Genomic DNA, 26,582 nt, shown 5'->3' with positions numbered 1-26,582 from the left:
CGCGGACGGTACTTGTCCCGCTAACGTCCGGCGCCTCGTGCGGGTCGTCCGGGTGATGTTCGGCTCCGGTCACGGCGTGTCGGCGGGCCGAGGGCCGCGGCGACGGCGACGAGGAGCGCGACGCCCAGCAGGACGGCGACGGCCCGGTGCGGTCCGGCCGCCCCGGAGAGGTGGAGGGCGAGGGTGACCAGGGCGATGCCGAGGGCGGTCCCGAGGCCGCGGACCATGTTGACCAGACCGCCCCCGGTGCCGGAGGCGGAGGCCGGCACCGCCCCCATGACCAGGGCGTTGTTGGCGGGCGTGAAGGTGCCGAGGCCCAGGCCGAGGAGCGCGAGGAGCGGCACCAGCGGTCCGGCGGTCAGCGGCAGGACGAGCATCGCGGCCAGGGCGGCGGCCGCGACGGCCGCGCCCAGCAGGCAGCGGGCCCGGTCGCCGAGCGCCACCGGCAGGACGCGGTCCGCGCAGGTCGCCGCGAGTGCGAAGCCGGCCGGAAGGGCCGTCAGGACCAGTCCGGCGTGCAGCTCGGAGGAGCCGGCGCCGGTCAGCACGACCGGCACGAGCACGAGCGGGCCGAAGAGGACGAGGTAGGCGCCCAGCGCCCCGGCGAGGCCCGTGGCGACGGCCCGGCGCCGCAGCAGGGCCGGGTCGACCAGCGGGACGGCGGCCCGCCGCTCGCGCAGGGCGAAGCCCCGGGCGGCGGCCGCGGCGACGGCGAACAGGAGGACGACGGCCCAGACGGGCACGGACAGGCCGGACAACATGGACAGGCCCAGCAACAGGGCGGTGGTCGAGATGGCCAGGAGCACCGGGCCGAGCCGGTCGGCACCGGCCACGGGGCTGCGCGTACGGGTGCGGGGCAGCAGGTACTGGCCGGCGACGAGGGCGACGACGCCGACGGGCACGTTGACCGCGAAGACCCAGCGCCAGCCGAGCCCGGCCACCAGGGCGCCGCCGACGGTCGGGCCGAGGGCGAGCCCCAGGGCCTGCGCCGCGGCCTGCACGCCGAGGGCGGCGCGCATCTTGCCGCGCGGGGCGCTGGTGGTCACCAGGGCCACGCTGTTGGCCTGCATCATCGCGGCCCCGGCGGCCTGCAGCACCCGGAAGGCGACGAGGACGCCGAGGGACGGGGCGAGGGCGCAGGCGGCGGAGGCGAGGGTGAAGATCAGGAACCCGTAGAGGTAGAACAGCTTGCGGCCGTGGGCGTCCGCGAGCCGGCCCACGGGCACCAGCAGGGCGACGAGCGTGAGGAGGTAGGCCAGCGAGACCCACTCGACGGCGGCCAGCGAGGCGTGGAATTCGCTGCGCAACCCGCCGTAGGCGAGGGTGACGATGCTCGCGTCGAGCTGGCCCATGAAGGCGCCGAAGCAGACCGTGGCCACTGCGAGCCGCCAGCCGCCGGCGCGGGTGCGTATGCGCTCCGGGCGGGGCCGTTCCTCGACGAGGGCCGCGGTCCACGGCCGGGGGCGGCGGGGGTGCGGTGGCATGCGGCAGAGGCTACAGCGTCAGGGGGTCCCGGGCCCGAGGACCGGACCGTCGAGCGCCCGCAGCGCCGCCTCCAGGGCGTCGAACGTGGTGCCGATGAGCGTGCGGTGGCCGGGGGCGGCGTCGGCGGCGCGTTCGCCCGCGAGCAGCCGGGCCATGGTGGTGGCGACGACGGTGCGGTAGGCGGTGACGGTGAGGGCCGCGGTCAGCCGGGGCACCGGGTCGCCCGGGCGGGCCCCGGTCGTCTCGGCGACGGCCTGCGCGAGGGCGTCCTCCAGCTCCTCGACGGCCTCGCGGACGCGGGCGCGCAGGGCGGGAGAGTCCAGGATGACGCGCCAGAACGCCGGGAAGGTGTCGCCCAGGCCGCCGAGGGGGTGGCCCGCGTCGGCGAGTTCGAGGAAGAGGCGGCGGACGGGCGCGGCGGCGGTCTCGCCGGGGCGCCGTTCGCGCACGGCCCGGCTGAAGAGGGCGAGCGCTTCCGGGATCCGGTCGAGGTAGAGGTCCTCCTTGCGCGCGAAGTGGTTGAAGACCGTCATCGTCGAGACTCCGGCGGCCTCGGCGACCTCCGCGACGGTCACCTTGTCGAAGCCGCGGGCGGCGAAGAGCGGTGTGGCCACGTCGGAGATCCGCTGCCTCGTCTGCCGCTTCTTCCGTTCGCGCAGGGAGAGTCCGTCGTCGGGGCGGCCGGGAGCCGGGTGGGAATCCATGGAGAAAACTATACCCAGCATAAACTTTTAGTCGCTATAGTCACTGCCATGGACTACGACGTTGTTGTGGCAGGAGCAGGACCGGTCGGGCTGACGCTGGCGTGCGAGCTGCGGCTGGCGGGGGTGGACGTCCTCGTCGTCGAGCGGCTGACCGAGGTCGACACGACCATCAAGGCGGGGGCCATCAACACGCCCTCCGCGGAGGCCTTCTACCGGCGCGGCCTGCTGCCCGCCCTGGCCGCGATCCAGCAGGAGAACCTCGACCGCATCAGCGGCTTCATGGCGCAGCAGCAGGGCGGCCGGGGCGGCCCGGTGAAGATGCCGCCCAAGTTCGCCGGGCACTTCGCCGGCATCCCGCTCAGCGGCGCCCTGCTGGACACCGACGACCCCGACTTCGCCGGCGCCGGCCCGGCCGGGGACGTGGGCTTCGTCCCCCAGGAACCCCTGGAGCGCCTGCTCGGCGCGCGGGCCGCGGAGCTGGGCGTGGAGGTGCGCCGCGGCGTGGAGCTGACGGGCTTCGACGCGGACGACGGGGGCGTCACCGTGCGCGTGGGCGGCGCCGCGGTCCGGGCCGGCTGGCTGGTGGGCTGCGACGGCGGCCGCAGCACGGTCCGCAAGCTCGGCGGCTTCGCCTTCCCCGGCACCGACCCGTCCATCACCGGGCATCAGGCCATGGTGACGATGGAGGGCGCCGAGGCCCTCGGCAAGGGCTGGAACCGGACGCCCACGGGCACCTACGCGCACGGGCCGTTCCCCGGGCGCATCCTCACCGTCGAGTTCGACGGCCCGCCCGCCGACCGCGACGCCCCCATCACCGCCGAGGAGCTGCAGGCCGCCCTGCGCCACGTCTCCGGCGCCGACGTCACCATCACCGCCGTGCACACCGCCACCCGCTTCACCGACAACGCCCGCCAGGCCGCGGACTACCGCTCCGGCCGGGTGCTGCTGGCCGGGGACGCCGCGCACGTGCACTCGCCGTTCGGCGGCCAGGGCCTGAACCTCGGCATCGGCGACGCCATGAACCTCGGCTGGAAGCTCGCCGCCACCGTGCGCGGCTGGGCGCCCGAGGGCCTGCTCGACACGTACACCGCCGAGCGGCACCCCATCGGCGCGTGGGTGCTGGAGTGGACCCGGGCCCAGGTCGCGCTGATGCGGCCCGAGTCCCACGCGATGGCGCTGCGCGAGGTGGTCGCGGAGTACGCGAACACCGTCGCCGGCACGACGTTCTTCACCAAGAAGATCTCCGGAGTGTGGCAGCGCTACGGCGCCATGGCCGCGCCCGGGGACCACCCGCTCGTCGGCGGCAGCGCCCCGGATCTCGAACTCGCCGGCGGCGGCAGGCTCGCCGACCACCTCCACGACGGCCGCGCCCTCCTCCTGGACCTCGCGGACGCGCCCGCGATACGGGCCGCCGCCGAGGGGTACGGCGACCGGGTGTCGGTGGTGACCGCCACGGCGCCGGGCCGCCCGGAGCTGGCGGGGCTGCTGGTCCGCCCGGACGGTTTCACGGCGTGGGCCGCGGACGCGGCTTCCCTGCCGGATGCGACCGGCGCGCTCGGCGGCGCGCTGTCCCGGTGGTTCGGCACCCGGGCCGCGGTCCCCGCCGGGGCCCGAGCGGCCTGAGTCACGGATCTCCGGAGTCCGCCGGGCCCCCGCCGACGTGGGGACGCGCCGTTGCGGCGGGCGCTTCCACCGGCGCGGCGGGGAGGCTGCGGTCCGGCGAGCAGGTCCGCCGGGCGCCCGCGGCTCGGGCCGCCGGCAGGGCCCCGGCCCGCTGCGGCGGAATCCGGCCGGGCGCCGGAGGCCCACCGCTGCCTGAGCCGGCCCCGGGTTACTCCGCCTCTTCCGCCCGCGCGGCGTACTCGTCGTACTCGGGCAGCGTCAGGGTGGTCAGCGCGCCGCCGCCGGGGGCGTTGGCGAACGTGAGCTCCGCGTGGATGGTGCGGGCCTGGCCGATGGCGATGGTCAGGCCCAGCCCGTGCCCCTTGCCCCCGGTGCGCGTCGGCTCGGTGCGGAAGCGCTGCGGGCCGCCTTCGAGGAGGTAGTCCGGGTAGCCCTCGCCGTGGTCGCGGATGGAGACGACCGGGCCGTCGACGGTGACGACGACGGGCGGGCGGCCGTGCCGGTGGGCGTTGGCGAGCAGGTTGCTCAGCACCCGCTCCAGGCGGCGCCGGTCGGTCTCCACGCAGGCGTCCCGTACGACGTGGACCTCGGCCTCCAGCCCGGAGGCGCGGACGGCCCGCTCGGTGAGCTGCCCCAGGAAGTGGGCGTCCAGGTCGGCCTTCTCCGTCAGCGAGTCGAGCCGGGAGATCTCCAGCAGGTCCTCGGTCAGGCGGCGCAGGGTCTGCACCCGGTCGCGCACGAGCTCGGTGGGGCGGCCCGGCGGCAGCAGGTCCGCGGCGGCCTGCAGGCCGGCGAGCGGGGTGCGCAGCTCGTGGGCGACGTCGGCGGTGAAGCGCTGCTCGCTCTGCAGCCGGGCCTGCAGGGTGCCCGCCATCGCGTCGAGCGCCGCGGCGACGGCGGCGACCTCGTCCTGCTCGCGGGCGGGGCGCGTGGTGCGCGGGTCGGCGACGCGGGCGTCGAGGTCGCCCGCGCTGATGCGGCGGGCCACGTCGGCGGTGCGGTGCAGGCGGCGGGTGACCCGCGAGACGGCGAAGACGCCGATGAGCAGGGTGCCGCCGATGGCCAGCGTGGCGGAGCCGGCGATGGCCCGGTCGAGGCCGTCGATGGTGTCCTTGCTGTGCCGGTAGTCGAAGCGGGCGGTGATGACGCCGGCGTCGGCGGGCCCGGCGGCCCACATGGTGGGGGTGCCGTCGTGGTCGCCGAGGGCGGTGCCGCGCTCGCCGCGCAGCGCCATCTCCTGGAGCCGCCGCGGGAGGTCGGGCGGGTTCAGGGCGGCGGGGTGGTGCATCGGGTCGCCGGACGCGTAGGCCTTGGTGGCCGAGTCGAGCCGCGCGAGGGCCTCGGACCGGGCCTGGTGGACGGTCTGGCGGGTGACGATGACGTGCACGAGGACGCCGAGCACGGTCGCCACGACGCAGCACACGACGGCGAGGAAGAGCGTGAACTTCCCGTAGAGCGAGCCGAGGCGGGAGAGTCTGCGGAGCCGGGCCCGCAGGTCCAGCGGCCGGGCGGCGGTCACGAGCGCCCCTCGCCGTCGCGCTGGGTGCCGGAGGAGGCGGGGTTCTCGGCGCGGCGGATCTCGTACCGCCGGAAGTCCATGTAGTGGGTCTGGGCGTTCCAGGTGTAGACGGAGCGCAGGGCGTAGTGCGGCGTCGTCCAGGGCTCCCAGACGATGAGGTCGCGGCCGGCGACCTCGATGGACGAGGGCTGGGCGATGGTCGACAGGACGCGCGTGGGCTCGCCGTTGACCAGGGTGTAGGCGCGCAGCGAGAGGAAGTGGTCCTCCATCTCGATGCCGACGACGAGGTCGTCGCGGCCGTCGCCGGTGAGGTCGCTGTAGACGGGCTTGCGCATGGGGCAGTTCCGCTGCTGCCGCGCGGCGGAGCACGACGAGGCCAGCTTCGCGGCGGTGGCGTCGTCGAGGGCGTCCGCCCCGCTGGCCTTGCGGTTGGCCGCGACCTCGGCCTTGACGAGGGCGTACGCATCGAGCTTGTGGATGTCCCCGGAGGGGACGGGAGCGACGCCGGGAACCTTCTCGGCCGTCTCGCCGTCGTGCTGCGGCCCGCTCGGCGAGGGCGCGGGCGTCGCCTGCGGCCAGAGCCTGGAGGGCGCCGAGGCGGGGGCCGTGCGTCCGGCGCCGACCGGCTCGCCGGCGCTCGCGCACCCCGTCACCGCGGTCACCGCCGCCGCGAGCGCGGCCAGCGCCCCGAGCGCCCGCACGGGGCGCCCGCGGGGCGCGGTGCGCGGGCGTGGCACGGCTGTCCCGGCGGAGGGGCGGGTGGATCGGGGCACTCGGGGGTTCCATCGTCGGCTGGCGGCGGCCCCCTGTGCGGGGCCGGGATACAGCCCGATGTTATGCGAGCCGCCCGGTGCGCCCGCCGGGTCCGCCGCGGGGAGCCGCCGGCCGCCCCCGGTGCCGGGACCGGCCGCCGCCCGGCGGGACGGCCGCGGCGGTGCGGCGGCCGTCCCGCGGGCCGGGCGGTCTACCGCTTCCTTCCCCGGCGCTTGGCGATGGCGGTCATGACGACGGGCAGGAGCAGTTCGAGCGCCCGGGCGACCTGGGCGACCGGCAGGCCGGTGCGTTTGGCGACGGTCTCGGCGACGGGTTTGGTGATCCTGCCGAGGACGCCGGACATCAGCCCGCCGCCCAGGCCGCTGCCGCCCAGCCCCTGTGCGAGGCCGCCGAATCCGCCGAGGCCGGCCGCTCCGGCCGGCGCCGCTCCGTTGCCGTTCTCGCGGGTGAGCTCCTCGGGGAGGGCCGCGACGGTCTCCCGCACCATCCGCGTCGCCCCGTCGGCGTCGGTGCCGAGCTCCCCCGCGAGCTCCTGGATGCGGTCCTCGCCCAGTTCGTCCAGTACGTCCTTCTGCAGCGCTTCATCGCCCATGGGGCCGACATTACGCGGGCCGAACAGATCTCGGTACGCAAGGTAGTACGGCGGTCACCGTGCGGCACGGCGCGCGCCCGTGCGCCGCCCCGTCCGGAAGCGGCGGCACCGATTTCAAGATCCTTAAGCGCCCAGCCCCGGCTTTCACCCCATTGAGGGGAAATATGACCTTCCGATCTACCTGGCAGGGGCACGCAAACTAGCGTGGGCGGCCATGTCACACCCTTTCGAACTCCCCTCCTTCTACATGCCGTACCCCGCGCGCCTGAACCCCCATCTGGAAGGCGCCCGTGAGCACTCCAAGGCCTGGGCCCGCGAGATGAACATGCTGGAGGGCTCCGGCATCTGGGACGAGGCGGATCTGGAGGCGCACGACTACGCCCTGCTCTGCTCGTACACCCACCCGGAGGCCTCCGGGCCGGTGCTCGACCTCGTCACCGACTGGTACGTCTGGGTGTTCTTCTTCGACGACCACTTCCTCGACGTCTTCAAGCGCACCGGCGACATGGCCGGCGCGAAGGCCTACCTCGACCGGCTTCCGGCCTTCATGCCCCTCGACTGCGGCGAGACCCCCGAGCCCACCAACCAGGTGGAGGCGGGCCTGGCCGACCTGTGGGCCCGCACGGCCCCGGCGATGTCGGAGGACTGGCGCCGCCGCTTCACCGAGAGCACGCGGCACCTGCTCAACGAGTCCGTCTGGGAGCTGTCCAACATCAACGAGGGCCGGGTCGCCAACCCGGTCGAGTACATCGAGATGCGCCGCAAGGTGGGCGGCGCCCCCTGGTCGGCGGGGCTCGTCGAGTTCGCGGCGGGCGCCGAGGTCCCCGAAGCCGTCGCCGCGAGCCGGCCGATGCGCGTGCTCAAGGACACCTTCGCGGACAGCGTGCACCTGCGCAACGACCTCTTCTCGTACGAGCGGGAGACCGAGAGCGAGGGCGAGCTGGCCAACGCCGTCCTCGTGCTGGAGAGGTTCCTGGACTGCGGCACCCAGCAGGCCGCCGACACCGTCAACGACTGGCTCACCTCACGGCTCCAGCAGTTCGAGCACACCGCCCTGACCGAACTGGCGCCGCTCTTCGAGCTGCACGGCCTGGACCCGCAGGCCCGGCACGACGTCTTCGCCTACGTCAAGGGGCTCCAGGACTGGCAGTCCGGCGGCCACGAATGGCACATGCGCTCCAGCCGCTACATGAACGACGCCACGCCGGACGCCGTCAACGCCCCCGGGGCGCTGCTCGGCGGGCCGCTCGGGCTGGGCACCTCCGCGGCGCGGCAGTTCGCCTCGGTCGTGGCGGCGACTCCGGCGCGGCTGCGCAAGCACACGCACGTGCCCTTCCAGGCGGTGGGCCACCTGCCGCTGCCGGACTTCCCCATGCCGTACAAGCTGCGCCTCAACCCCCACCTGGACGCCTCACGGCGCAACAATCTCGACTGGGGGCACCGCATGGGGCTGCTGGCCCCCGACCCGGCCCTCCCCGGATCCGGTCTGTGGACCGAGGAGAAGCTCGCGGACTACGACTTCGCCCTGTGCGCCGCGGGGCTCCACCCGGAAGGCACCGCCGAAGAGCTCGACCTGGCGACGGACTGGCTGACCTGGGGCACGTACGGCGACGATTACTACCCCGCGGTCTTCGGCGGGCAGAGCGGGGCGGCCGGCATGGCCGCGGCGCAGGCCTGCACGGACCGTCTGCTGCTGTTCATGCCGGTGGACTCCCCCGTCACCCCGCACCCGGAGCACGTCCTGGAGCTCGGCCTGGCCGACCTGTGGGCGCGCACCACCGGAGCCATGAGCAGGGAGGAGCGCACCGGACTCCGCACGGCCGTCAGGACGATGCTCGACGCCTGGCTCTGGGAGCTGTGGAACCAGAAGCAGCACCGCGTCCCCGAGCCGGTGGACTACATCGAGATGCGCCGCCACACCTTCGGCTCCGAGATGACCCTGACGCTCTGCCGCAACGGCCTCGGCGCGGCGGTGCCGCCGGAGATCTACCGCACCCAGCCGGTCCAGGCCATGGAGAACGCGGCCATGGACTACGCCATCCTGATGAACGATCTCTTCTCGTACCAGAAGGAGATCCAGTTCGAGGGCGAGATCCACAACGCCGTCCTGGTCATCGGGAACTTCTTCGACTGCGGGCGCGAGGAGGCGCGGGGCATCGTCAGCGACCTCCTGGCCTCGCGGATGAGGGAGTTCCAGTACGTGGTCGACCATCAGCTGCCGGTCCTCTTCGAGGACTTCGGCCTCGACGAGGAGGCCCGCGCGGGGCTCAGGCAGTACGCCCGGGAGCTGCAGGACTGGATGGCCGGGATCCTCAACTGGCACCGGAAGTGCCGCCGCTACGGCGAAGAGGACCTCATCCGCCACAAGGGCACCACCCCGGCGGTCTCGGCACCACCGGTGGGCGCCCCGACGGGCCTGGGCACGTCGGGCACCCGGCTGGCAACGCTGCTGCGCGCGCCGGTGCGGGTCCCCGACGGCCAACCGGTCGGCTGACGAAACGGCCGATCACCCTCGCGGCGGGGTGAAGGGTGAAGGGTGCCCGCCGGCACCCTTCACCGGAAGACTCGTGCCTCACGCCCCCGTACGGCGGCGTTCGCGATGGGCCCTGACTCGGCCCCGGCTCGCGCAGGATGGTGAAGGGCACCAGCGGCGGCGGCCGGTGGGGTTGGTGAAGACGCCTCGGCAGTCGTGTTCGGGGCAGACGGCGAGGGCGTGGCGCTCGGGGCCGGTGAGGTGGTCGGCGGCCTGCCGGGCGATGCGGGCCAGGGCCGCTCCGGTGGTGGCCGGCGGTTCGCGCAGCAGCCGGTCCGACGCGACGAGTCGTACGGGGTCGCGCTCCTCGCCGAGGAAGCGGGTGAGCTCGGTGACGGCCTCGGGCGGTGGCGGCTGTTCCTCCGCGACGGACAGGGCGAGGGGGCGCAGGGTCTCCCGCAGGGCGTGGGCGCGGCGGAGGTCCTCGGCGACCGGCGGGCGGGCAGGCGGCAGTTCGCTGCGGTCGAGCCACTCCGCCAGCCGCTCCGGGGTGGCCAGGCGCTCGACCGGGTGCGCGCTGAAGTGCCGGCCGCGGGTGGCGAGCAGGTTGAGCCAGGTGGCCCCGCAGTCGAAGCGGAAGGCCAGGTGGTTGTCGTCGGTCACCTCCGCATCGTAACGGTTCAACCGTTACAGTGATCACGTCGATCATGTAACGGCTCAGCCGTTACGCGTCTGGACCGGAGGAAACACCATGGGGCCTGTCGTGCGGACCGTTCTGGGAGACGTTCCCGCATCCGAGCTGGGCGTGTGCGACGCGCACGACCATCTGTTCATACGCTCGCCCCGCCTGCCCGGCCAGGAGCTGGACGATGCCGAGGCGGCCGGAGCCGAGCTGCGGGCCTTCCGCCGGCTCGGCGGGCGGGCCGTCGTGCAGTGGACGCCCCGCGGGATGGGGCGGAGGCGGGCCGACCTCGCGGCGCTGGCCTCGGCGACGGGGGCGCACGTGATCGCCGCGACGGGACTGCACCAGGCGGTGCACTACGCACCGGAGTACCTGGAACGCGACCGGGACCGGCTCGCGGAGCTGTTCGTCCGGGACCTGACGGAGGGGCCGGTCCGGGCCGGGCTGGTGAAGGTCGCCGGCGGCTTCCACGGCCTCGACGAGCACGCGCGGCACGTCATGACCGCCGCCGCGCAGGCGCACCACGCGACGGGCGCGGCCGTCGCCGTCCACCTCGAACTCGGCACGGGGGCGGACGAGGTGCTTGACCTGCTGTGCGGGGAGCTGGACGTCCCGCCCGGCCGGGTCGTGCTCGGCCACCTCAACCGCTTCCCGGACCTGCGCGTGCACCTCCGGGCGGCGCGCGCGGGAGCGTTCCTGGCCTTCGACGGCCCGTCGCGTGCCCACCACGCCACGGACTGGCGGCTGTTCGACGCCCTGACGGCCCTCGCCGAGGCGGGCCACGCCGACCGGGTCCTGCTGGGCGGGGACACGACCACGGCCGCCGCCCGCTCCTCCGCGGACGGCCCGGGCATGCCGTATCTGCTGCGTGCGCTCCGGCCCGCGCTGGCGAAGGAGCTCGGTGAGGACTTCACCCACCAGGTGTTCGTCACGAACCCGGCCCGCGCCTTTGTGATCGGCAGCCAGGAGAGCGGCTCCTGATGCGGGAACCGGCCGGCCCCGTCAGCGCGTTCGGTAATCATGCTGAGTCTGCTGACGGGGCCGGCCCTCGTCCTGATCATCGTCGTTCCGCTGTTCCTCCTGGCCGCGGGGCGAAAGATCCTCGGCCGTGCGGCCGGCCTGCCGCGCGGCGGGCGCGGCGTGGGGGCCACGGCGACCGAGGAGTTGCACGCGCTGGTCTATCCGAGCAAGCGCGTCCAGCTCGAACAGCGGCGCATCGAGCTGGTCCTGCGGGACGACGAACAGGACGGTGCCCCGCGGCGGACGGGCGTCGACCTCGACGCGGGCACCGCCCGCATAGGCCGGCCCGCCTGACCGCCGCGGCCGTCCCTTACCGGTTGTCCACCACCGTGCGCAGCTTGCCGCTGGCCGGGGTGCGGTCCAGGGACGCGCCGTCGACGGTTTCGACGGTGAGGGCCAGCAGTTTCTCGTCGACGGCCGTGCGCAGTTCGGGGTAGCCGGCGAGGAAGGCCTCGCGGGCGGCGTCCGCGTCCGTGGTGGCCGTGCGCTCCATGCGGACGGTGAGGCTCTCCCGCGGGCCGTCGTTGCCGAGGAGGATCTGCAGCTCGCCGACGAACCGCAGGCTCTCCTCCGCGATCGCCACGAAGCGGCGGTAGTTGAGGAAGTACGTCGCGACGCGCATCACGTCGCCGAGCCGGCCGAGGAGTTCGAACCGGGGGGCGTGGCTGCCGCAGGGGCAGCGGCCGGGCAGGGCGCGGCCGAGGTCGCCGATGACGTAGCGGTCGAGGTGCTGGCCGCGGCGGGCGCGGGTGGTGAAGACCAGCCGCCCGGTCTCCCCCGGCTCGGCGGGCCGGTCCTCGGCGACGTCGAGGATCTCCAGCGTGTGCAGGTCGGCGTGGAGGTGGTGGACGCTGCCGGTGCTCTCGGCGCACTGGTAGCCGAGGGGGCCGAGGTCGGTGCTGCCGTAGGTGATGGAGCGGATGACCTCGACGCCGAAGGTTTCGGCGAGGGTGCGGCGCTGTTCCTCGGTGAAGTGCTCGCCACCGTAGAAGATCTTGCGGATGCCGCCGTACGAACGCAGCGCGTCCTGCTGTTCGTGGAGGAGCTGCCAGAGGTAGGAGGGCATGCCGAAGAGGGTGTCGACCTCGTGGGCGACGATCGCCTCCGCGGTGGCGCGGTGGTCGGGGCCCGCGGCCATGGGTATCTGGACGCCGCCCAGCCGCTCCAGGATGGAGAAGAAGCTGATGAAGCTGCCGTACATGCCGCCGCAGTAGAAGAGGTTGGCGGTGCGGTCGCGCGCCGGGTCGTAGCCGGCGGCGAGCAGGCCGCGGGCGGCGGCGTGCATCTGGGTGTCGTAGTCGTCCCAGCTGAAGAGGGACAGGGCGGGGGAGCCGGTGCTGCCGCCGCTGCGGAAGTACAGCTCGGCGTCGCCGCGGGCGACGTCGCGGTTGAGGTCCTGGACGGCCGCCTTGTCCAGCAGCGGCCCGGTGGGCGCCGGGAAGTCGGCGGCGCGGGCCAGGTCGTCGAGGCAGGCGGTCGTGGCGAAGCGGTCGTCGGCCTGGACGGCGACGCGGCGGCTGTAGCGCTGGAGGGCGTAGACGCCGTCGTGGGGTTCGCCGGAGTAGCCGGCGGTCATGGCGCCGACGGGGGTGACGCGGGTGGCGCCGGCGGCGAGGACCGTGGCGGACAGCTCCGCTGTGTCCGTGCGGCTGCCGGCGATGCCGGCGGTCTGCAGGTAGCGGCGCATGGGGCGCAGGGCGCCGATCAGGCCCTTGCGCGGCAGGGGCTTGACCCACACGCTGCGGTGCAGCGGGGAGGCGGTGAGCGCCGGGCGGGTGTCGGCCATGACGCGCCAGGAGCCGTCGGGCGCGGCGATGACCCGGGTCAGGCCGAGGTGCTCCTCCAGGCGGGCGATGAGCTCGGTGGTGGTGAGCTCGGCCTCCTCCGCCGGGTCGAGGGGCTCCCCTTCCGCGGGAGGCATGCCGGCGAGCACGGCGGCGAAGCGCTCCGCGAAGGCGAAGACCTCGTCGGCGTCCTCGGTGTCGAGGTAGACGACCTGGGGGCTGGAGCAGGCCTGCTGTTCGAAGAGGCACACGTCGGCGGCGAGGGCGGCGAGGGTCTCCTCGTCGGCCCACGCGTCGCGCGTGAGGTAGGCGAAGGAGATCTTGTGGCCCCACTCGACGAGGCGCGCGCCCGGCGGGACGTGGGCGGCGACGCCCTCGACGGCGGCCTCGCCGCCCCAGACGGCGACGGCGTCGGCCGGGGCGCACATGAGCTTCAGCCAGTCCTGGCGGCTCGACGAGAAGCGCAGCACGATGACGCGCTCGGCGATGGCGCCCGTCACGTCCAGGGCGGCGAGCTCGGCGAGGAGGTGCTGGGCGAGGAGGGTGTCGGCGCTGCTCGTCTTGAGGACGTTGACGTTGCCGGCGAGGAGGCCCTCGATCAGGCTGAGGGGGGCGACGGTGGCGGCGTTGCCGGGGGCGATGTGGGCGACGAGGCCGACGGGGGCCCACGCCTCGTAGACGGTCTCCTTGGCGTCGGGGCGGGTCAGGCGCTGCGGCGCGGTGCCGCCCAGTTCGCGGCGGAGCTTGCGGCTGAGGGCGCCGCGGTCCAGGAAGGCGGCGAGCTCGCCGAGGAGCGCGCCGGCGTCCTCGCCGGCGGGCACGTGGGGGGCGAGCCGGGCGCGGACCGGGTGGGCCGGGTCGAGCAGGGCCTTCGCCAGGGTGTCGCAGGCGGCGAGGACGGTCTCGGTGTCGAGCGGCGCGGCGAGCGCCTGTTCGACGGCGGCGGGCAGGGTCTCCAGGCGGCGTGCGGCCTCGTCGTCGCCGATGAAGGCGCCCTGCCAGTAGTGGTGGTGCATCGAATCCATCGAATCCGTCGAGAAATCTGCCTCGGTCACGACATTCCCTTCATCAGCTCGGCGGCGGCCACCGCACAGCTCTTGTTGCGGCTCACTCCGGCGCGGCCGTGAATGGTGAACCACGGCGTCTCCAGCTCGCAGCCGCACTCCTCGCCGGGGTGGAGGGAGGCGAGGTCGCCCATGACGACGCTCTGGGCGGGCACGGAGGTGATGTACGGGGAGACGAGGTGCAGATAGCCCTTCTCGCCGTACGGCAGCGGTTCGAGGGTGCGGGTGGAGCGGATGAACACCCGGGACCACACCGGCGCGTGCAGGTTGTGGTGGGAGCACTCGATGTACGGGATGCAGTGCTCGACGGAGCCGAACGTGTCGCGGATCCGCTCGGAGGGGATGCCGAGCTGTTCGGTGACGCGGGCGTAGAGCTCGTGCTTGCCGATCTGCTGGTCGGTGTGGCCCTTCCAGCCGCCGCCGAGGATGATCAGCGAGTCCTCGGGCAGCCGCAGGGGCGGCAGGCCCATGGCGCGCATGCGCTCCAGGGTGAACCAGAGGAAGGCGGGGAAGCCGAGGATGCGGACGGGGGCGTCGTCCTCGGCGAAGCGGCGCAGGGCGGCGATGCAGCCGAAGGGGTCGAACTCGTGGCCGCCGCCGGTGTTGCGCAGGGCGTACTCGACCCGGCGGGCCGGGGCGAAGTCGCACAGGTAGTTGTCCGTGAAGGACGTGCCGAGCTTGAGGTCGCGGGCGGGCTCGTAGCTGTAGAGCAGGTAGTTGACGGGCTGGTCAGGGGTGATCCAGCCGTTGCGCTCGAAGATGCGGGCGACCATGCGCTGGGCGGAGCGGATGGTCCACTCGTCGAAGAACATCTGCGACTTCTGCCCGGTGGTGCCGGAGGACGTCAGGTGCAGGTGGACGTCCTCGCGGGGGATGGACAGCACTTCGTGGCGCTTGAAGAAGTTGGCGTGGACCAGGGGCGCGCCGTAGGGCGCGGCCGGATCGCCGGAGGCCGTGGCCGTGTGGAGGTCGCGGAAGAACGGGGAGCGCTCGCGGTGCCAGGCGTGGCTCTCGGCCATGGCTGCGGCGAACAGCTCCTCTTCGGCGGGGCCGGAGGTGTAGGGGTCGGTCAGGTCGCACAGGCGCTGGACGTGTGCGAGCGCGTCCGGGTCGGGGACGGTGACCGGGGCGAGATGGGGGTTGAGGGGTGCGGTGAGTGTCATGAGGCAACCTCGCGTGAGGGCAGATACGTCGACGCCCAGGCCGACACGTAGGAATCCAGGAAGGGCTGCAGGGCCGCGTCGGCTACCAGGCCGCGGAAGTCGATCTGCTCGGTGGTCCGGGACATCACGACGTAGTCGTGGAAGCCGTCGCCCTCCCGGCGCATGGCCGGGTAGAGGGCGCTGGGGATGAAGCCCTGGGCGAGGCCGGCGGAGAGCAGGTCGTGCCGGTCCAGCGGGAGCAGCGCTTCGACGTAGCCGGCGCCGGCGCGGGTCAGGGCGCGGGTGACCGCTTCGAGGTGGGCGGCCGCGGCGGCCGGGCCGGGGTGGGCCGCGACGAGGGCGCAGTAGCCGCCAGCCCGGTTGAGGCAGCCGTAGACCTCGAAGCTCCCGTCGCCGGGCACGAGCAGCACGTTGGGGGTGTGCAGGGGGTAGAACCAGTTCGCGGCGTCGGGGAAGCGGTCGCGGAAGCGGCGGCGGACGAACGCCGGTGCCTCGATCATCTCCAGCTCCGCGGCGGCGGGCGCCGCGGGGGCCGGGGCCGGGGCGGTGGCGCGGGTGTGCGCGTAGCTGATGCCCAGGGTCCGCTCCGCGGTGCGCAGCAGGGGCAGGAGCGGGCGGGGCACTTCGGCGACGGGGGCGCGCCGCTCCAGCACGCCGGGTGAGTAACGCGCGTAGAGCGCGAGGCTCTCGCGGCTGTCGAGGTCCACGGCGTTGGGCAGGACGCCCATGGGGCGGAAGCCGCTGCGGCTGACGACGCGCTGCGGTCCGGCGCTGACGGTGCGGACCGTGGCGTAGACCGAGTCGAGGCGGCCGGCGTCCAGGGTGCGCCGGCACAGGGCGTCGGTGAGCAGGCCGGCGATCCCGGAGCCGCGCCGGCCGGGGTGGACGGCGAGCCCTTCGAGGCGGCCGAGGCGGCTGCCGGGCTCGCCGTGCACCGCGCACGAGCCGGTGAGGGCTCCGGTGCGCGGGCAGCGGGTGACGAGCCAGAGGGTGTGCGGATCCTCGATGAGCCGGGCCATCACGGCGGGGTCGGTGCCCAGCGCCGTGGGGTAGTGCGGTCCGTAGACGGCGTAGTAGAGCTGGCGGAGCTCGGCGATGTCACCGGGCGCGGCCTGCTCGACGGCTGGGACGGTGGGGGCGCTCACCTCGCGCCTCCCGCGGTACCGGCTGCCGCCGTGGGACGGGGGGATTCCTCGGCGGGCTCCTGCGCCGAGAGCTGCGCGCCGGCTCCCGCAGGCACCTCCGGCTGTCGGTCCGTGGACGACGCGGCGGGCTCGCCCGGGGCGGGCGCGGAGGGCACAGCGGTGGCCTCCGCGGGCTGTCCCGCGGGTTTCCCGGCGGACGCCGTCGGCGCACCGTCCGTGAGCGGTTCCGCGGGCTCCCCCGTGGTCGTTCGTGCGGGCTCCTCCGCGATCCCGTCCGCGATCCCGCCCGCGGCCGCTTCCTCCGGGCCGTCCGCAGGACCTCCGCGCAGCAGCGCCAGCGCGAGCGCCGCGGGGACGAGGCCTGCCGCCTGGATCAGGCACAGGGTCTGGGCGGACAGGTGGTCGCCCAGGAGGCCGAAGAGCAGCGAGGCCACGGGGAAGGTGGCGCCGAGCACGGCCTGCATGACGGCGAAGAAGGCGGGCTTGTCGGCGGTGGGCACGAGGCGCTGGAAGAGCGCCACGAAGCGGACGCCGATGACGCCGACGCACCAGCCGGTCACGGCGAGGGCGCCCGCGATGACGGGGCGTTCGCCGACGAGGCCGGGGACGGCGAGGGCGAGGGCCATCGCGCCGAGGCAGGCGGAGCCGACGGCGGTGGGCCGGCCCGGGACGCGCGCGCCGGTGAAGGAGCCGATGAGGGTGCCGGTGCCGAGCGAGGCCTCCAGCAGGGCGACCGTGGCGCCGTCGCCGTGCAGCACGGACTTGGTGTACAGCGGCATGACGACGAACACGGCGGTGGTGAAGAGGTTGGCCGCGGTGAAGCAGATCAGGATGGCGCGGACGAAGGGGAGTCCGGCCAGGACCTGGCGCAGCGTGCGCGGGCCGGCCTCGTCGCCCGACTCCCCCTCGCCTTCGCCCGCGGCCGGCGTACGGAAGCGGACGGTGGCGATCAGGACGGCGGCGGCCGCGTAGGCGGTGGCGCATCCGGCGGCGAGGCCGGGGATGCCGGCGCGGTCGACGATGAGCGCGCCGAGGAGGGCGCCGCCGAGGCTCGCGAGGGACTGGGTGGACAGCTCGAAGCCGGTCGCGGCCTCGATGTCCTCGTCGTCGACGAGTTCGGGGACGGAGGTGGTCAGGCAGGGGTCGAAGAAGGCCTGGCAGGTGGCGAGCGCGAGGGTCGCGGCGTAGGCCGCGGCGATCGGCAGGTCGCTCGCGTACGCCCAGGCGGCGAGGGCCGTCGCGGCCACGGCGGCGCCGCCGGCCGCGGTGCGCAGCACCGAGCGGTGGGCGAAGCGGCCGATCGCCCGGGCGACGACGGGGGCGAGGGCCACGGCGGGCAGGGTGCTGACGGCCATGAAGAGGCCGGAGGCGAGGCCGTTGCCGCCGGAGACGGCGTAGGCGACGAGCCACCAGGAGACGCCGACCTGGAACATGCGGACCGCGGCCTGCGTGAACACCTGGCCGAGCCACACGGCGCCGAAGGCGCGGTTGCGCAGGACGAGCGGCAGCCGGCGGCCGGCCGCGGGGGCGGCGGTCATGCCGTGGGCCTTTCGTCGATGACGCGGACCAGCTTGCCGGAGCGCGGGTTGACGACGAGGTCGCGGTGGCGCACCCACTCGACGGAGAGGGGGTGGACGAAGCCCGTGGCGACGGCGTCGGGGTAGAAGGGGCGGGCCTCTTCGAGCTCCGTCACGACGGACTTGGCGAGGGCGTCCAGCCCGGCCGGGTCGTCGGAGCCGGAGGCGTCGGGCGATGCGGCGAGGCGCAGGACGAGGCCGTCGCGGCCGTCCCAGCGGCGCACGACGAGCTGCATGCCGACCACGCGGCCGTCGGTGTCGGCGGCGGCGACGGCGGCCTGGGCGTCCTGCGAGTAGAGCGAGACGGGGCCGACGCGCACGCCTTCCTCGGCACGGCCGAGGATGCGGAAGACGCCCGCCTCGGGGTCGGTCCACTCGGCGCGGTCGCCCGCGGGGTAGCGGATGACGGGCATGAGGCGGCGGAAGAGCTGGGTGACGACGACGCGGCCGGGGCGGCCCGCCTCGCGGATGGGCTCGTCCGTGGCGTCGTCGAGGATCTCGACGACGGTGTGCGGGGTGAAGGCGCGGTGCGTGCGGGCGTCCGCCGCGCCGGGCACGGGGCGGCCGAGGAGGCCGGCGTCGACGCTGGCGTAGCCGAGCGTGCGGGGCTCGGCGTTGGGGAAGGCGCGGGCCAGCAGGCGGCGCTGGTCGTCGAAGAGGGCTTCGCCGCCGAAGAACAGCAGCTCGACGGAGGGCAGCTGCTCGCCGTCGGCGATCAGGTGCTCGGCGAGGCGGCACAGGGTGGTCGGGGTGCCGGCGACGACCTGGGCGGCGAAGTCGCGCAGGGTGGGGACGGTCGTCTCGAGCGGGGCGCCGCCGCCGATGGGCAGGCGGACGCTGCTCACGGGCGCGTGGGAGAGGGAGTCGAGGATGAAGAGGAAGCTGGCGTAGAGCTCCCCGGCGTAGAAGAGGTCCGCCACGCGGTGGCCGGGGCGGAGCCCGGCGTCGACGAGTCCGTGGCCGAAGGCGGTCACGAACTCCTGCCATTCCTCGCGGGTGTAGCAGGAGAATTTCGGGGCGCCGGTGGTTCCGCCGGTCTTGAAGACCGAGGCCTCGTCGAGGGGGGCGGTCAGGACGCGATTGCCGTGGAGGGTGTTGGCCGCCCAGAAATCGTTCTGCCCGACCACCGGAAGATCGGTGAGGCAGTCCACGTCCGGCGGGAGGTCCGCGTAGAGGTCCGCGTAGAACGGGGAGTTGTGACGGACATAACGTATGAGGTCCGATAGCTGATGGACGGGCATGCTGCCTTTGCCTGCTCAGAGAATAGGGATGGGTTTCCGGCCGGGCGGAGCCGGTGCTCGCCGCCCTCCGGTTGACTGTTCAACGAGAACGCATGCACCACGCACTCGTGAAGCGCCGGCATCCGCCTGACGCGCGGTCACAATCATGGGACACGGCCGAACGGACTGCAAAATCGGCCGCGTACCGGCCGCTTTTACTGGCCTGAAACAGCGTGTGACCGCGAGTAACACCCCTCTTCCCACGGGGTCGTGACGCTCCCACAGCAGACGTTGCACGCGCCGAGTTGACAACGTCCGCCGTCCTGTATGGACCGGCCATACACAGCGTGTGAACGTTGTACAAGAACCGCATAAGGCGTCAAGAAGCCATCAAGAATTCACTCGTGCGTAAGTCCAGTCACGCATCCGCGCCCGCAGCGACGAACGGAATTGACACGCATGCCCATTCAAGAATCAGTGGCTCTCGTCGGCATCGGCTGCCGTTTCCCCGGCGGCATCGACTCACCCGAATCCTTCTGGGACTTCCTGGCCGGCGGGAAGGTCTCGGTGGAATCCACTCCGGAGGACCGCTGGCGCGCCTACACCCGGATCAGCCCCGAGTTCACCGAGGCCCTGCGCAGGGCCGAGCGGCCGGGGAACTTCATCGGCGACGTCGACGGGTTCGACGCCGAGTTCTTCGGCATCGCCCCGCGCGAGGTCGAGCTGATGGACCCCCAGCAGCGGCTGGTGCTGGAGGTCGCCTGGGAGGCGCTGGAGAACGCCGGGATGGCGCCCCGCTCGGTGGCCGGGTCCGACGCGGGGGTCTACATCGGCACCTGCTCGGACGACTACGGGCGCCGGCTGCTGGAGGACCTGCCCCGGATCGAGCCCTGGACGGGCATCGGCGCCCAGCTGACCGGCATCGCCAACCGCGTCTCGCACGTGCTCGACCTGCACGGGCCGAGCTTCGTGCTCGACTCGGCCTGCTCCGCCTCCCTGGTGGCCGTCCACCTGGCCTGCCAGTCCCTGCTGACGGGCGAGACCTCGCTCGCCCTCGCGGGCGGCGTGAACATCATCCTCTCCCCCGCCTACACCCTCACCCTGGAGGCGGCGGGCGCGCTCTCCCCGGACGGGCGCAGCAAGCCGTTCGACGCCGAGGGCGACGGCTACGGGCGCGCCGAGGGGTGCGGCGTGCTCGTCCTCAAGCGGCTGTCCGACGCGACGCGCGACGGCGACCGCGTCCTCGCCGTGATCAAGGGGACGGCCGTCGCGCAGGACGGCCGGACCAGCGGCATCATGGCCCCCAACCCCGACGCGCAGCGCGACCTGCTCCGGCTGGCCTGGCAGCGGGCGGGCCTGGACCCGGCGACCGCGGGCTACATCGAGGCGCACGGCACGGGCACCCGGCTCGGCGACCCGGTGGAGGCGTCCGGGCTGCACGCGGTCTTCGGCGCGGGCCGGCCCGCCGACAAGCCCTGCTGGATCGGCTCGGTGAAGTCGAACATCGGGCACGCCGAGCCGGCCTCGGGCGTCGCGGGCATCATCAAGGCCACGCTGATGCTGCAGCACGCCGAGATGGCGGCGACGGTCCTCACGAGCGAGCCCAGCCCGGACATCCCGTGGGAGGAGTGGGGGCTGCGGCTGGTCACCGAGCACCAGGTCTGGCCCAAGGGCGAAGCGCCGCGCCGCGCGGGCGTCTCGGGGTACGGCTACGGCGGCACGATCGGCCACGTCGTCCTGGAGGAGGCTCCCGGGCCGGCCGAGGGCACCGGCCAGGAGCCGCTGCCCGGCGGACCGCGGCTGTACCCGCTGTCCTACCGGAACCGGGCGGGCGCCGCGGAGTACGCGTGCCGGCTCGCCGACTGGCTGGAGCGGCACCCCGACACCCCGCTGGACTCGGTCGGCCACACGCTGGCCGCCCGGCGCTCCCACCTGGAGCACCGGGTCACCGTCGTGGCGGACGGCCGGGCGGAGCTCGTGGCCGCCCTCCGGGCCGTGGCCGCGGACGGGGCGGAGGAACAGGACCTCGACAACGTCGCGGAGGGCACGGCCCGCCCGGGCTCCGGCGACGGAGCGGTCTGGGTCTTCTCCGGGCACGGCTCGCACTGGTCCGGGATGGCCCGCGAACTCCTCGCGGACAGCGCCGTGTTCGCCGGCGTCATCGACCGCCTGGAGCCGGTGTTCCGCACCGAGCTGGGCTTCTCCGCACGGCAGGCCATCGTCTCCGGGGACTTCGAGGCCGTCGACCGCGCCCAGTCGATGATCTTCGCGGTGCAGGTCGCGCTCGCCGAGGTGTGGCGCTCGTACGGGCACCGGCCCGCCGCCGTCATCGGCCACTCGGTGGGCGAGATCGCCGCAGCCGTCACCGCGGGCGCGCTGTCCCTGGAGGACGGCGCGCGCCTCAGCGGGCGCCGGTCCGCGCTCCTGCGCCGGGTCGCCGGCAAGGGCGCGATGGCCATGGCCGCGCTGCCCTTCGACGACGCGGCCGCCCGGCTCGCCGGGAACCCCGCGGTCTGCGCCGCGATCGCCTCCTCCCCCGGCTCCACCGTGGTCTCCGGCGACGCGGAGGCGGTGGCCGCCCTCGTCCGGGACTGGGGCGCCGAGGGCATACCCGTACGCCCCGTCAACTCCGACGTCGCCTTCCACAGCGCCCACATGGAGCCGCTGACGGAAGCGCTGCGCGAGGCCCTCGCCGGCCTCGCGCCCCGTACGCCCGAGGTGCCGCTGTACAGCACCGCCCTCGACGACCCCCGGGCGCGGACCCCGCACGACGCCGGCTACTGGGTGGCCAACCTGCGCCACCCCGTGCGCCTCGCCCAGGCCGTCACCGCCGCCGCCGAGGACGGGCACCGCCGCTTCCTGGAGGTCTCGCCCCACCCGGTCGTCGCCCACTCCATCGGCGAGACCCTGGCCCACCTGGACGTGGCGGGCGGCCACGTCGCCCACACCCTGCGCCGCAACCAGCCGGAGGTGCGCACGCTGCTGCTGAACCTGGCCGCGCTGCACAGCCACGGCGCCGCGGTCGACTGGAGCGCGCACTACCCGGCCGCCCCGGTCTCGGAACTGCCCCCGATCGCCTGGCAGCACCGCCGCTACTGGACCGACGCGGTGCTGCCCGCGGGCGCCGTCGTCGCCCACGGGCACGACGTCACCGGGCACACGCTGCTCGGCCCGCCGGTGGACGTGGCCGGCACGACGCCCCTGCGCATCTGGAACACGTACCTGGACGACTCCGTGCGGCCGTTCCCCGGCGGCCACGCGCTGCACGGCACGTCGATCGTCCCCGCCTCCTCGATCATCCACACGTTCCTGGAGGCCGCGCCCGGGCAGGGCGGCAGCAAGGCGCTGTTCGACGTCTCCTTGAAGTTCCCGGTGGCCCTGGCGACGCCGCGCGAGGTGCAGGTCGTGCAGGAGGGGCTGACGCTGCGGCTGAGCACACGGCCCACGGGCCCGTCCGGGGCGACCGGGCCGGGCAACTGGCTGACCCACACCACCTCCTCCACGATGGCCGCGGACGCCCCGCCGTTCCCGGCGGGCATGCTCTCCGTGGCCGTTCCCGCGGGCCTCGCCGCCGCGGACCCGTCGGTGGTGATCGGCCGTCTGGACGCCATCGGTGTGGAGGGCATCGCCTGGCCGTGGACGGTCGAGGAGCTGCACACCGGCGAGGGCGTCATCCGCGCCCGGGTGCACGCGCCCGCCGTGCCCGGCGACCAGGTCACGTGGGCGCCGCTGCTGGACGCCGCGCTCGGCATCGTCCCCGTCATCTACGGCGGCCCGCCCACGGTCCGCATGCCCGCGCACATCCGCGAGGTCCGGGTGGTGGGCGAGGCCCCGGAGACCGGCTGGGTCGACATCCGCCTCGTGGACCCGGCGACGGACACCGTGGACATCGTCATCAGCGACGAGCAGGGGCAGTTGCGGGCCTGGCTGCCCGGGACGCGCTTCGGCGCGCTGCACGAGAACGGAGCGGCGGCGGACGACACCGCGGCGGCGTCCGGCCCGGAGGCGCAGGCCGCGCAGGGCGCGCAGGCGGCGGACGAGCCTGCGCGGTGGCGCGAGCTGCCGCCGGAGGAGCTCGCCGCCCGTGTCCACGACGAGATCACCGGACGGCTGGCGCGCGAGATGAAGATGCCGGCCGGCGAACTGGACCCTGAGCGGCCGCTGACCGACCTCGGGCTCGACTCGGTGATGTCGATGCGGGTCTGCGCCCAGCTGGAGAAGCTGCTCGGCGTGCGGCTGCCGGTGACGGTCCTGTGGAACTACCCGACGGCCAAGGGCCTGGCGGGCCACGTCACTTCGCTCCTCGCCCCGGAGGGCGAGCCGGTGGCGGCCTCCGCCGCGTAGCAGCGGGGAGGACGGCGGCAGGAAGATCGCACGGGCGGCCCGTGCACGCGCCCCGGCGGGGCCGTGCACGGGCCGCCGCGCGCCTCGGCAGCCCTTGCGGGGACGGCTAGACCAGCGGGGTAAGGAACCGTTCCGGCTGGCAGGCCTCGCAGGGGAGGGCGTGGCGGGCGAGGAGCTCCTCGCGGGCCTGCGCCGTGGTCATCGTCTCCTCTCCGCCCTTCGGTACCCAGCATCCCGCGTGGTGCAGTTCGTGCATGTTGCGGCCGGAGCCGCGGTGCGTGGTGACCGGCCAGACGGCGTGCTCCATGTCCGGCCGGTACGGCGGGCGGCCGTCCCCCCGGCCGTGGCCGTCGCCGGCCGGCGGATCGTCCTCCAAGTAGGCGTCGTCGGTGAGGAGTTGCAGGACCACGGCACGGACCCAGTCGCGCGGGTCCATCCCCGACTCCTGCGCGGCCTCCGTGATGAGGGCGAGTTCGTCGTCGCTGAAGAGCTGCTCCATGCCGCGCGACGGTAGCAGCGCGGGGACCGCCGCGGGGGGCGGTTGCGCAGGTCGCGGTACGGGCACGAGGGGTACCCGCGCGGGGCCCGGCGCCGGTTCCCGCCGGACGTGGGATTAGCCCGAAAGAGTAATGACGGAAGCCCCCGGCTTCGACGACGATCGTCCGTGCGGCCCACGTCACCGGGCATGTCGTGCCTACGGTCCCACCGAACCGGAAGACGGTACCGGATGGCCGGTTTTCCAGCGGTGCAACTCTGACCGAAGATCCCGAAGTGTCCGGTTTCCCGGGGGGAGAACTGACGCGTCGAAAGCTTCGGTCTTCCCAATCAACAGACCGGATGGTTCGGTACCGCCATCAAATGATCTCGGTACCCGTACCGGTACGGACCGTGCTGTCCGCGCTGCCCTCCGCATCCATGCTGGAACCGCGCCCCGGGGGTTCGGGGCGTGCTCGTTCTACGGGAGGAAGCAGTGCCCAAAACACTCAATGGGGAGGACACCCCGTTGCACGGGGCGTCGGTGGAACCGCCGGAGGGGTCCGTGGGCATCAGAGCCCGCGTCGAGATCCCCGTACAGCGCGCCGACGGGGCCTGGACGCCCGGCCAGATGGTGACGTTCACCGGGCTCGGCGACGGGCTCGAGCACGTGGCGGTGCAGTTCGGACCGATAGCGGACGTCCCGCTGGTCCGGCTGCACTCCGAGTGCCTGACCGGTGACGTCTTCGGCTCCGCGCGGTGCGACTGCGGTCCGCAGCTGACCGAGTCGATGCAGCTGCTCGCCGCGTCCGGCGGCGTCCTGCTCTACCTGCGCCAGGAGGGCCGGGGCATCGGCCTGTACAACAAGCTCGACGCCTACCGCCTGCAGGACCAGGGCCTCGACACGTTCGCCGCCAACCGCGAGCTGAACTTCTCGGACGACCTGCGGGACTACCGCTCGGCCGCGCAGATGCTGCAGGCGCTCGGCGTGACGCGGATCCGGCTGCACACCAACAACCCCGACAAGGCCGCGCAGCTCGCCTCGTACGGCATCGAGGTCGTGGAGCAGGTCCGCACCGGAATCTTCCGTAACGAGAACAACGACCACTACCTGCGCGCCAAGGCCGAGTACGGCGGCCACTCGATCGAACTCGTGGAAGGAACAGCGTGATCCAGCACCGGGGACCCATCAGCGGCATCGCGGCGTGGCAGGGCGCCTACGTCGCCACCGCCGGCTACGACAACCAGGTCATCTGCTGGGACCAGCAGACCGGAACGGCCCTCGCCCGCTCCTTCCACGACCACCTGGCCAACCAGTGCGCCTTCTCGCCGGACGGCCGCCACCTGGTCACCTCCTCCAGCGACTACACCGCCCGCCTGTGGACGGTGCCGGACCTGCGGCTGGTCGCGGTCCTCGCCGACCAGGAGGACGACGTGGAGATGTCGGTCTTCCACCCGTCCAAGGAGCTCATAGCCACCGCCTCCCGCGACCACCGGGTGCGGGTCTACGACTTCACGGGCGCCCTCGTCGCCCGCTTCGCCGGCCACACCGCCGACGTCATCTCGGTGGAGTGGGCCCGCGACAGCGACGAGCTGATCTCCTCCAGCGACGACGGCACCATCAAGCGCTGGTCGCTGGAGACCGGCGGCCTGATCGCCGACCTCGACATGGACGGCATCGAGACCGACACCATCGCCATCTCCTCCGGCGGCACCATCTTCGCGGGCAACGACGAGGGCCAGATCATCGTCGTCGGCCCCACCGAGCGCACCGTGCTGCCGGCCCACGAGGCGGGCATCAAGCGCCTGGTCCTCGACGACGCCCGCAACCTGCTCGTCAGCCTCAGCTACGACCGCACCATGCAGCTGTGGGACGTCGCCTCCGGCACCCCCGAGCGGCGCGACACCACCGCCCTGCCCGACGACGTCTGGCCCCGCTCCTGCGCCTTCGCCGGCGGCTCCCGGCTGGTCTTCGCGACCTTCGGCGCCGGCTACCGCGGCTACGACTACGAGGGCCGCACCTGGGACACCGCCGAGGTGCCGCCCACCCAGGGCGTCAACGCCGTGCTGCCCACCGCCTCCGGCGCGCTCACCATCGGCGACGCGGGCATCGTGCACCGCGAGGGCGAGGTCGTGGCGGAGACCGGCAGCCTGTGCAACTTCCTCACCCCGCTGGGCGGCCTGGTGCTCTCCGGCGGCCAGCTCGGCAAGGTCTTCGACGCCCTGACGGGCCGTGAGCTCCACCAGCACCGCTCCCCGCTCAACTGCGGTGCCGCCTTCGAGCGCGACGGCGCCTCCTACGCGGTCGTCGGCGCCTACACCGGCGAGGGCCTGCTGCTGCGCCTGACCGGCGCCGGCGAGGCCGAGCACGTCGAGGACCTGCCGCTGCACACCAACGCCGTCAAGGGCGTCGCGGTCTCCGGCGACCTCATCTTCTCCGTGGCCGCCGACGCCTCCGCGACCTGGTACCGCATCTCCGACCTCACCAAGGTCACCACGATCGAGGACGCGCACGACCGGATCGCCAACGGCTGCGCGGGCCTGGGCGACGGCTGGTTCGCCAGCGTCAGCCGCGACCTGAAGCTGCGCATCTGGGACCCGGAGCAGCGTGCCGAGGTCCTCGACACCCCGCACACCCACTCGATCAAGTGCGTCGCCGCCTCCGGCGACGGCCGCGTGGTCGCCTCCGGCGCCTACAACGGCCGCATCGCGCTCTACGACCGCACCACCGGTGAGTGGACCGCCGTCGTCCGCCCGACCACCGCGGGCATCTCCTCCCTGACCTGGGACGAGGAGCGCAAGGCCTTCGCCGCGTCGTCCTACGACGGCCGGGTGTACTACACGCCCTCCGTCTAGCACGGGGGCGAGCGAGACCGGTCGCGGGGGGGGGGGGGGGGGGGGGGGCGGGGCCCCCGGGCCCCCGGCCCCCCCCCCCGGCA

The 26,582-nt window shown here is 74.0% G+C and carries 19 protein-coding genes; 7 read left to right on the top strand and 12 right to left on the bottom strand.

Annotated features, from left to right (window positions below; translation table 11 throughout):
• Window positions 1-20 precede the first annotated feature (20 nt).
• The gene (locus ACOTKD_RS14380) at window positions 21-1,484 is read right to left on the bottom strand and encodes an MFS transporter (protein ID WP_424889317.1); all 1,464 of its coding nucleotides are present in this window, start codon (window positions 1,482-1,484) and stop codon (window positions 21-23) included.
• An 18-nt stretch (window positions 1,485-1,502) separates the two neighbouring features.
• On the bottom strand, window positions 1,503-2,189 hold the full coding sequence (locus tag ACOTKD_RS14375) for a TetR/AcrR family transcriptional regulator (protein ID WP_424889316.1): 687 nt from the start codon (window positions 2,187-2,189) through the stop codon (window positions 1,503-1,505).
• 48 nt (window positions 2,190-2,237) lie between these two features.
• Between ACOTKD_RS14375 and ACOTKD_RS14370 the strand changes: the two genes are divergently transcribed.
• Window positions 2,238-3,812: an FAD-dependent oxidoreductase gene (locus ACOTKD_RS14370; protein ID WP_424889315.1), complete on the top strand. Its 1,575-nt coding sequence runs from the start codon at window positions 2,238-2,240 to the stop codon at window positions 3,810-3,812.
• Window positions 3,813-4,020: 208 nt separating this feature from the next.
• On the opposite strand, the gene ACOTKD_RS14365 is transcribed toward ACOTKD_RS14370, so the two are convergent.
• From ACOTKD_RS14365 to ACOTKD_RS14355, 3 genes are all read right to left on the bottom strand, one after another.
• Entirely contained in the window at window positions 4,021-5,331 is a 1,311-nt protein-coding gene (locus ACOTKD_RS14365; RefSeq protein WP_424889314.1) for a sensor histidine kinase, read from the bottom strand.
• Window positions 5,328-6,104, bottom strand: a complete 777-nt coding sequence (locus ACOTKD_RS14360; protein ID WP_424889313.1) for a hypothetical protein — start codon at window positions 6,102-6,104, stop codon at window positions 5,328-5,330. Before ACOTKD_RS14360 ends, ACOTKD_RS14365 begins: the two co-directional genes overlap by 4 nt.
• 191 nt (window positions 6,105-6,295) lie before the next feature.
• Entirely contained in the window at window positions 6,296-6,697 is a 402-nt protein-coding gene (locus ACOTKD_RS14355; protein ID WP_424889312.1) for a DUF937 domain-containing protein, read from the bottom strand.
• 214 nt (window positions 6,698-6,911) lie between these two features.
• Between ACOTKD_RS14355 and ACOTKD_RS14350 the strand changes: the two genes are divergently transcribed.
• Entirely contained in the window at window positions 6,912-9,191 is a 2,280-nt protein-coding gene (locus ACOTKD_RS14350; RefSeq protein ID WP_424889311.1) for a terpene synthase family protein, read from the top strand.
• A 78-nt stretch (window positions 9,192-9,269) separates the two neighbouring features.
• Here the strand turns inward: ACOTKD_RS14350 and ACOTKD_RS14345 are convergent, their stop codons facing one another.
• A complete protein-coding gene (locus ACOTKD_RS14345; RefSeq protein ID WP_424889310.1) occupies window positions 9,270-9,833 on the bottom strand; it encodes a CGNR zinc finger domain-containing protein in 564 nt (187 codons plus the stop codon).
• Between the two features lie 88 nt (window positions 9,834-9,921).
• Between ACOTKD_RS14345 and ACOTKD_RS14340 the strand changes: the two genes are divergently transcribed.
• On the top strand, window positions 9,922-10,833 hold the full coding sequence (locus tag ACOTKD_RS14340; RefSeq protein ID WP_424889309.1) for a phosphotriesterase family protein: 912 nt from the start codon (window positions 9,922-9,924) through the stop codon (window positions 10,831-10,833).
• Between the two features lie 39 nt (window positions 10,834-10,872).
• Window positions 10,873-11,166, top strand: coding sequence for a DUF6191 domain-containing protein (locus ACOTKD_RS14335; RefSeq protein WP_424889308.1), 294 nt, complete (start codon window positions 10,873-10,875; stop codon window positions 11,164-11,166).
• 16 nt (window positions 11,167-11,182) lie between these two features.
• On the opposite strand, the gene ACOTKD_RS14330 is transcribed toward ACOTKD_RS14335, so the two are convergent.
• From ACOTKD_RS14330 to ACOTKD_RS14310, 5 genes are read right to left on the bottom strand one after another with little or no spacing between them, the layout of a single operon-like run.
• A complete protein-coding gene (locus ACOTKD_RS14330; protein ID WP_424889307.1) occupies window positions 11,183-13,711 on the bottom strand; it encodes an aldehyde dehydrogenase family protein in 2,529 nt (842 codons plus the stop codon).
• Window positions 13,708-14,883, bottom strand: a complete 1,176-nt coding sequence (locus ACOTKD_RS14325) for an acyl-protein synthase (protein WP_424889306.1) — start codon at window positions 14,881-14,883, stop codon at window positions 13,708-13,710. The genes ACOTKD_RS14330 and ACOTKD_RS14325 overlap by 4 nt, the downstream gene beginning before the upstream one ends.
• Window positions 14,880-16,028: a GNAT family N-acetyltransferase gene (locus tag ACOTKD_RS14320; RefSeq protein ID WP_424889305.1), complete on the bottom strand. Its 1,149-nt coding sequence runs from the start codon at window positions 16,026-16,028 to the stop codon at window positions 14,880-14,882. Before ACOTKD_RS14320 ends, ACOTKD_RS14325 begins: the two co-directional genes overlap by 4 nt.
• Entirely contained in the window at window positions 16,025-17,566 is a 1,542-nt protein-coding gene (locus tag ACOTKD_RS14315) for an MFS transporter (RefSeq protein WP_424889304.1), read from the bottom strand. The genes ACOTKD_RS14320 and ACOTKD_RS14315 overlap by 4 nt, the downstream gene beginning before the upstream one ends.
• Window positions 17,563-18,846, bottom strand: coding sequence for a phenylacetate--CoA ligase family protein (locus ACOTKD_RS14310; RefSeq protein ID WP_424889303.1), 1,284 nt, complete (start codon window positions 18,844-18,846; stop codon window positions 17,563-17,565). The genes ACOTKD_RS14315 and ACOTKD_RS14310 overlap by 4 nt, the downstream gene beginning before the upstream one ends.
• Before the next feature lie 438 nt (window positions 18,847-19,284).
• Between ACOTKD_RS14310 and ACOTKD_RS14305 the strand changes: the two genes are divergently transcribed.
• A complete protein-coding gene (locus ACOTKD_RS14305; RefSeq protein ID WP_424889302.1) occupies window positions 19,285-23,169 on the top strand; it encodes an acyltransferase domain-containing protein in 3,885 nt (1,294 codons plus the stop codon).
• 106 nt (window positions 23,170-23,275) lie between these two features.
• Here the strand turns inward: ACOTKD_RS14305 and ACOTKD_RS14300 are convergent, their stop codons facing one another.
• The gene (locus tag ACOTKD_RS14300) at window positions 23,276-23,668 is read right to left on the bottom strand and encodes a DUF6233 domain-containing protein (RefSeq protein ID WP_424889301.1); all 393 of its coding nucleotides are present in this window, start codon (window positions 23,666-23,668) and stop codon (window positions 23,276-23,278) included.
• 606 nt (window positions 23,669-24,274) lie between these two features.
• Between ACOTKD_RS14300 and ACOTKD_RS14295 the strand changes: the two genes are divergently transcribed.
• Both ACOTKD_RS14295 and ACOTKD_RS14290 read left to right on the top strand, forming a co-directional pair.
• On the top strand, window positions 24,275-24,814 hold the full coding sequence (locus ACOTKD_RS14295; RefSeq protein WP_106679329.1) for a GTP cyclohydrolase II: 540 nt from the start codon (window positions 24,275-24,277) through the stop codon (window positions 24,812-24,814).
• Window positions 24,811-26,499 (top strand): WD40 repeat domain-containing protein, encoded by a 1,689-nt coding sequence (locus tag ACOTKD_RS14290; protein WP_424889300.1) that lies wholly within the window; start codon window positions 24,811-24,813, stop codon window positions 26,497-26,499. The genes ACOTKD_RS14295 and ACOTKD_RS14290 overlap by 4 nt, the downstream gene beginning before the upstream one ends.
• Window positions 26,500-26,582 lie beyond the last annotated feature (83 nt).

It is taken from the genome of Streptomyces sp. XH2 (assembly GCF_049725035.1).
Classification (GTDB): domain Bacteria; phylum Actinomycetota; class Actinomycetes; order Streptomycetales; family Streptomycetaceae; genus Streptomyces; species Streptomyces roseoverticillatus.
This window is presented reverse-complemented; position numbering and strand designations above follow the sequence as displayed.

Excerpts from the sequence above, each read along its gene's own strand:
- ACOTKD_RS14335 (WP_424889308.1), top strand. The coding sequence starts at position 10,873 with ATGCTGAGTCTGCTGACGGGGCCGGCCCTCGTCCTGATCATCGTCGTT.
- ACOTKD_RS14355 (WP_424889312.1), bottom strand. The coding sequence starts at position 6,697 with ATGGGCGATGAAGCGCTGCAGAAGGACGTACTGGACGAACTGGGCGAG.
- ACOTKD_RS14315 (WP_424889304.1), bottom strand. The coding sequence starts at position 17,566 with ATGACCGCCGCCCCCGCGGCCGGCCGCCGGCTGCCGCTCGTCCTGCGC.
- ACOTKD_RS14325 (WP_424889306.1), bottom strand. The coding sequence starts at position 14,883 with ATGACACTCACCGCACCCCTCAACCCCCATCTCGCCCCGGTCACCGTC.
- ACOTKD_RS14300 (WP_424889301.1), bottom strand. The coding sequence starts at position 23,668 with ATGGAGCAGCTCTTCAGCGACGACGAACTCGCCCTCATCACGGAGGCC.
- ACOTKD_RS14370 (WP_424889315.1), top strand. The coding sequence starts at position 2,238 with ATGGACTACGACGTTGTTGTGGCAGGAGCAGGACCGGTCGGGCTGACG.
- ACOTKD_RS14380 (WP_424889317.1), bottom strand. The coding sequence starts at position 1,484 with ATGCCACCGCACCCCCGCCGCCCCCGGCCGTGGACCGCGGCCCTCGTC.
- ACOTKD_RS14350 (WP_424889311.1), top strand. The coding sequence starts at position 6,912 with ATGTCACACCCTTTCGAACTCCCCTCCTTCTACATGCCGTACCCCGCG.
- ACOTKD_RS14375 (WP_424889316.1), bottom strand. The coding sequence starts at position 2,189 with ATGGATTCCCACCCGGCTCCCGGCCGCCCCGACGACGGACTCTCCCTG.
- ACOTKD_RS14310 (WP_424889303.1), bottom strand. The coding sequence starts at position 18,846 with ATGCCCGTCCATCAGCTATCGGACCTCATACGTTATGTCCGTCACAAC.
- ACOTKD_RS14295 (WP_106679329.1), top strand. The coding sequence starts at position 24,275 with ATGGTGACGTTCACCGGGCTCGGCGACGGGCTCGAGCACGTGGCGGTG.
- ACOTKD_RS14340 (WP_424889309.1), top strand. The coding sequence starts at position 9,922 with ATGGGGCCTGTCGTGCGGACCGTTCTGGGAGACGTTCCCGCATCCGAG.
- ACOTKD_RS14305 (WP_424889302.1), top strand. The coding sequence starts at position 19,285 with ATGCCCATTCAAGAATCAGTGGCTCTCGTCGGCATCGGCTGCCGTTTC.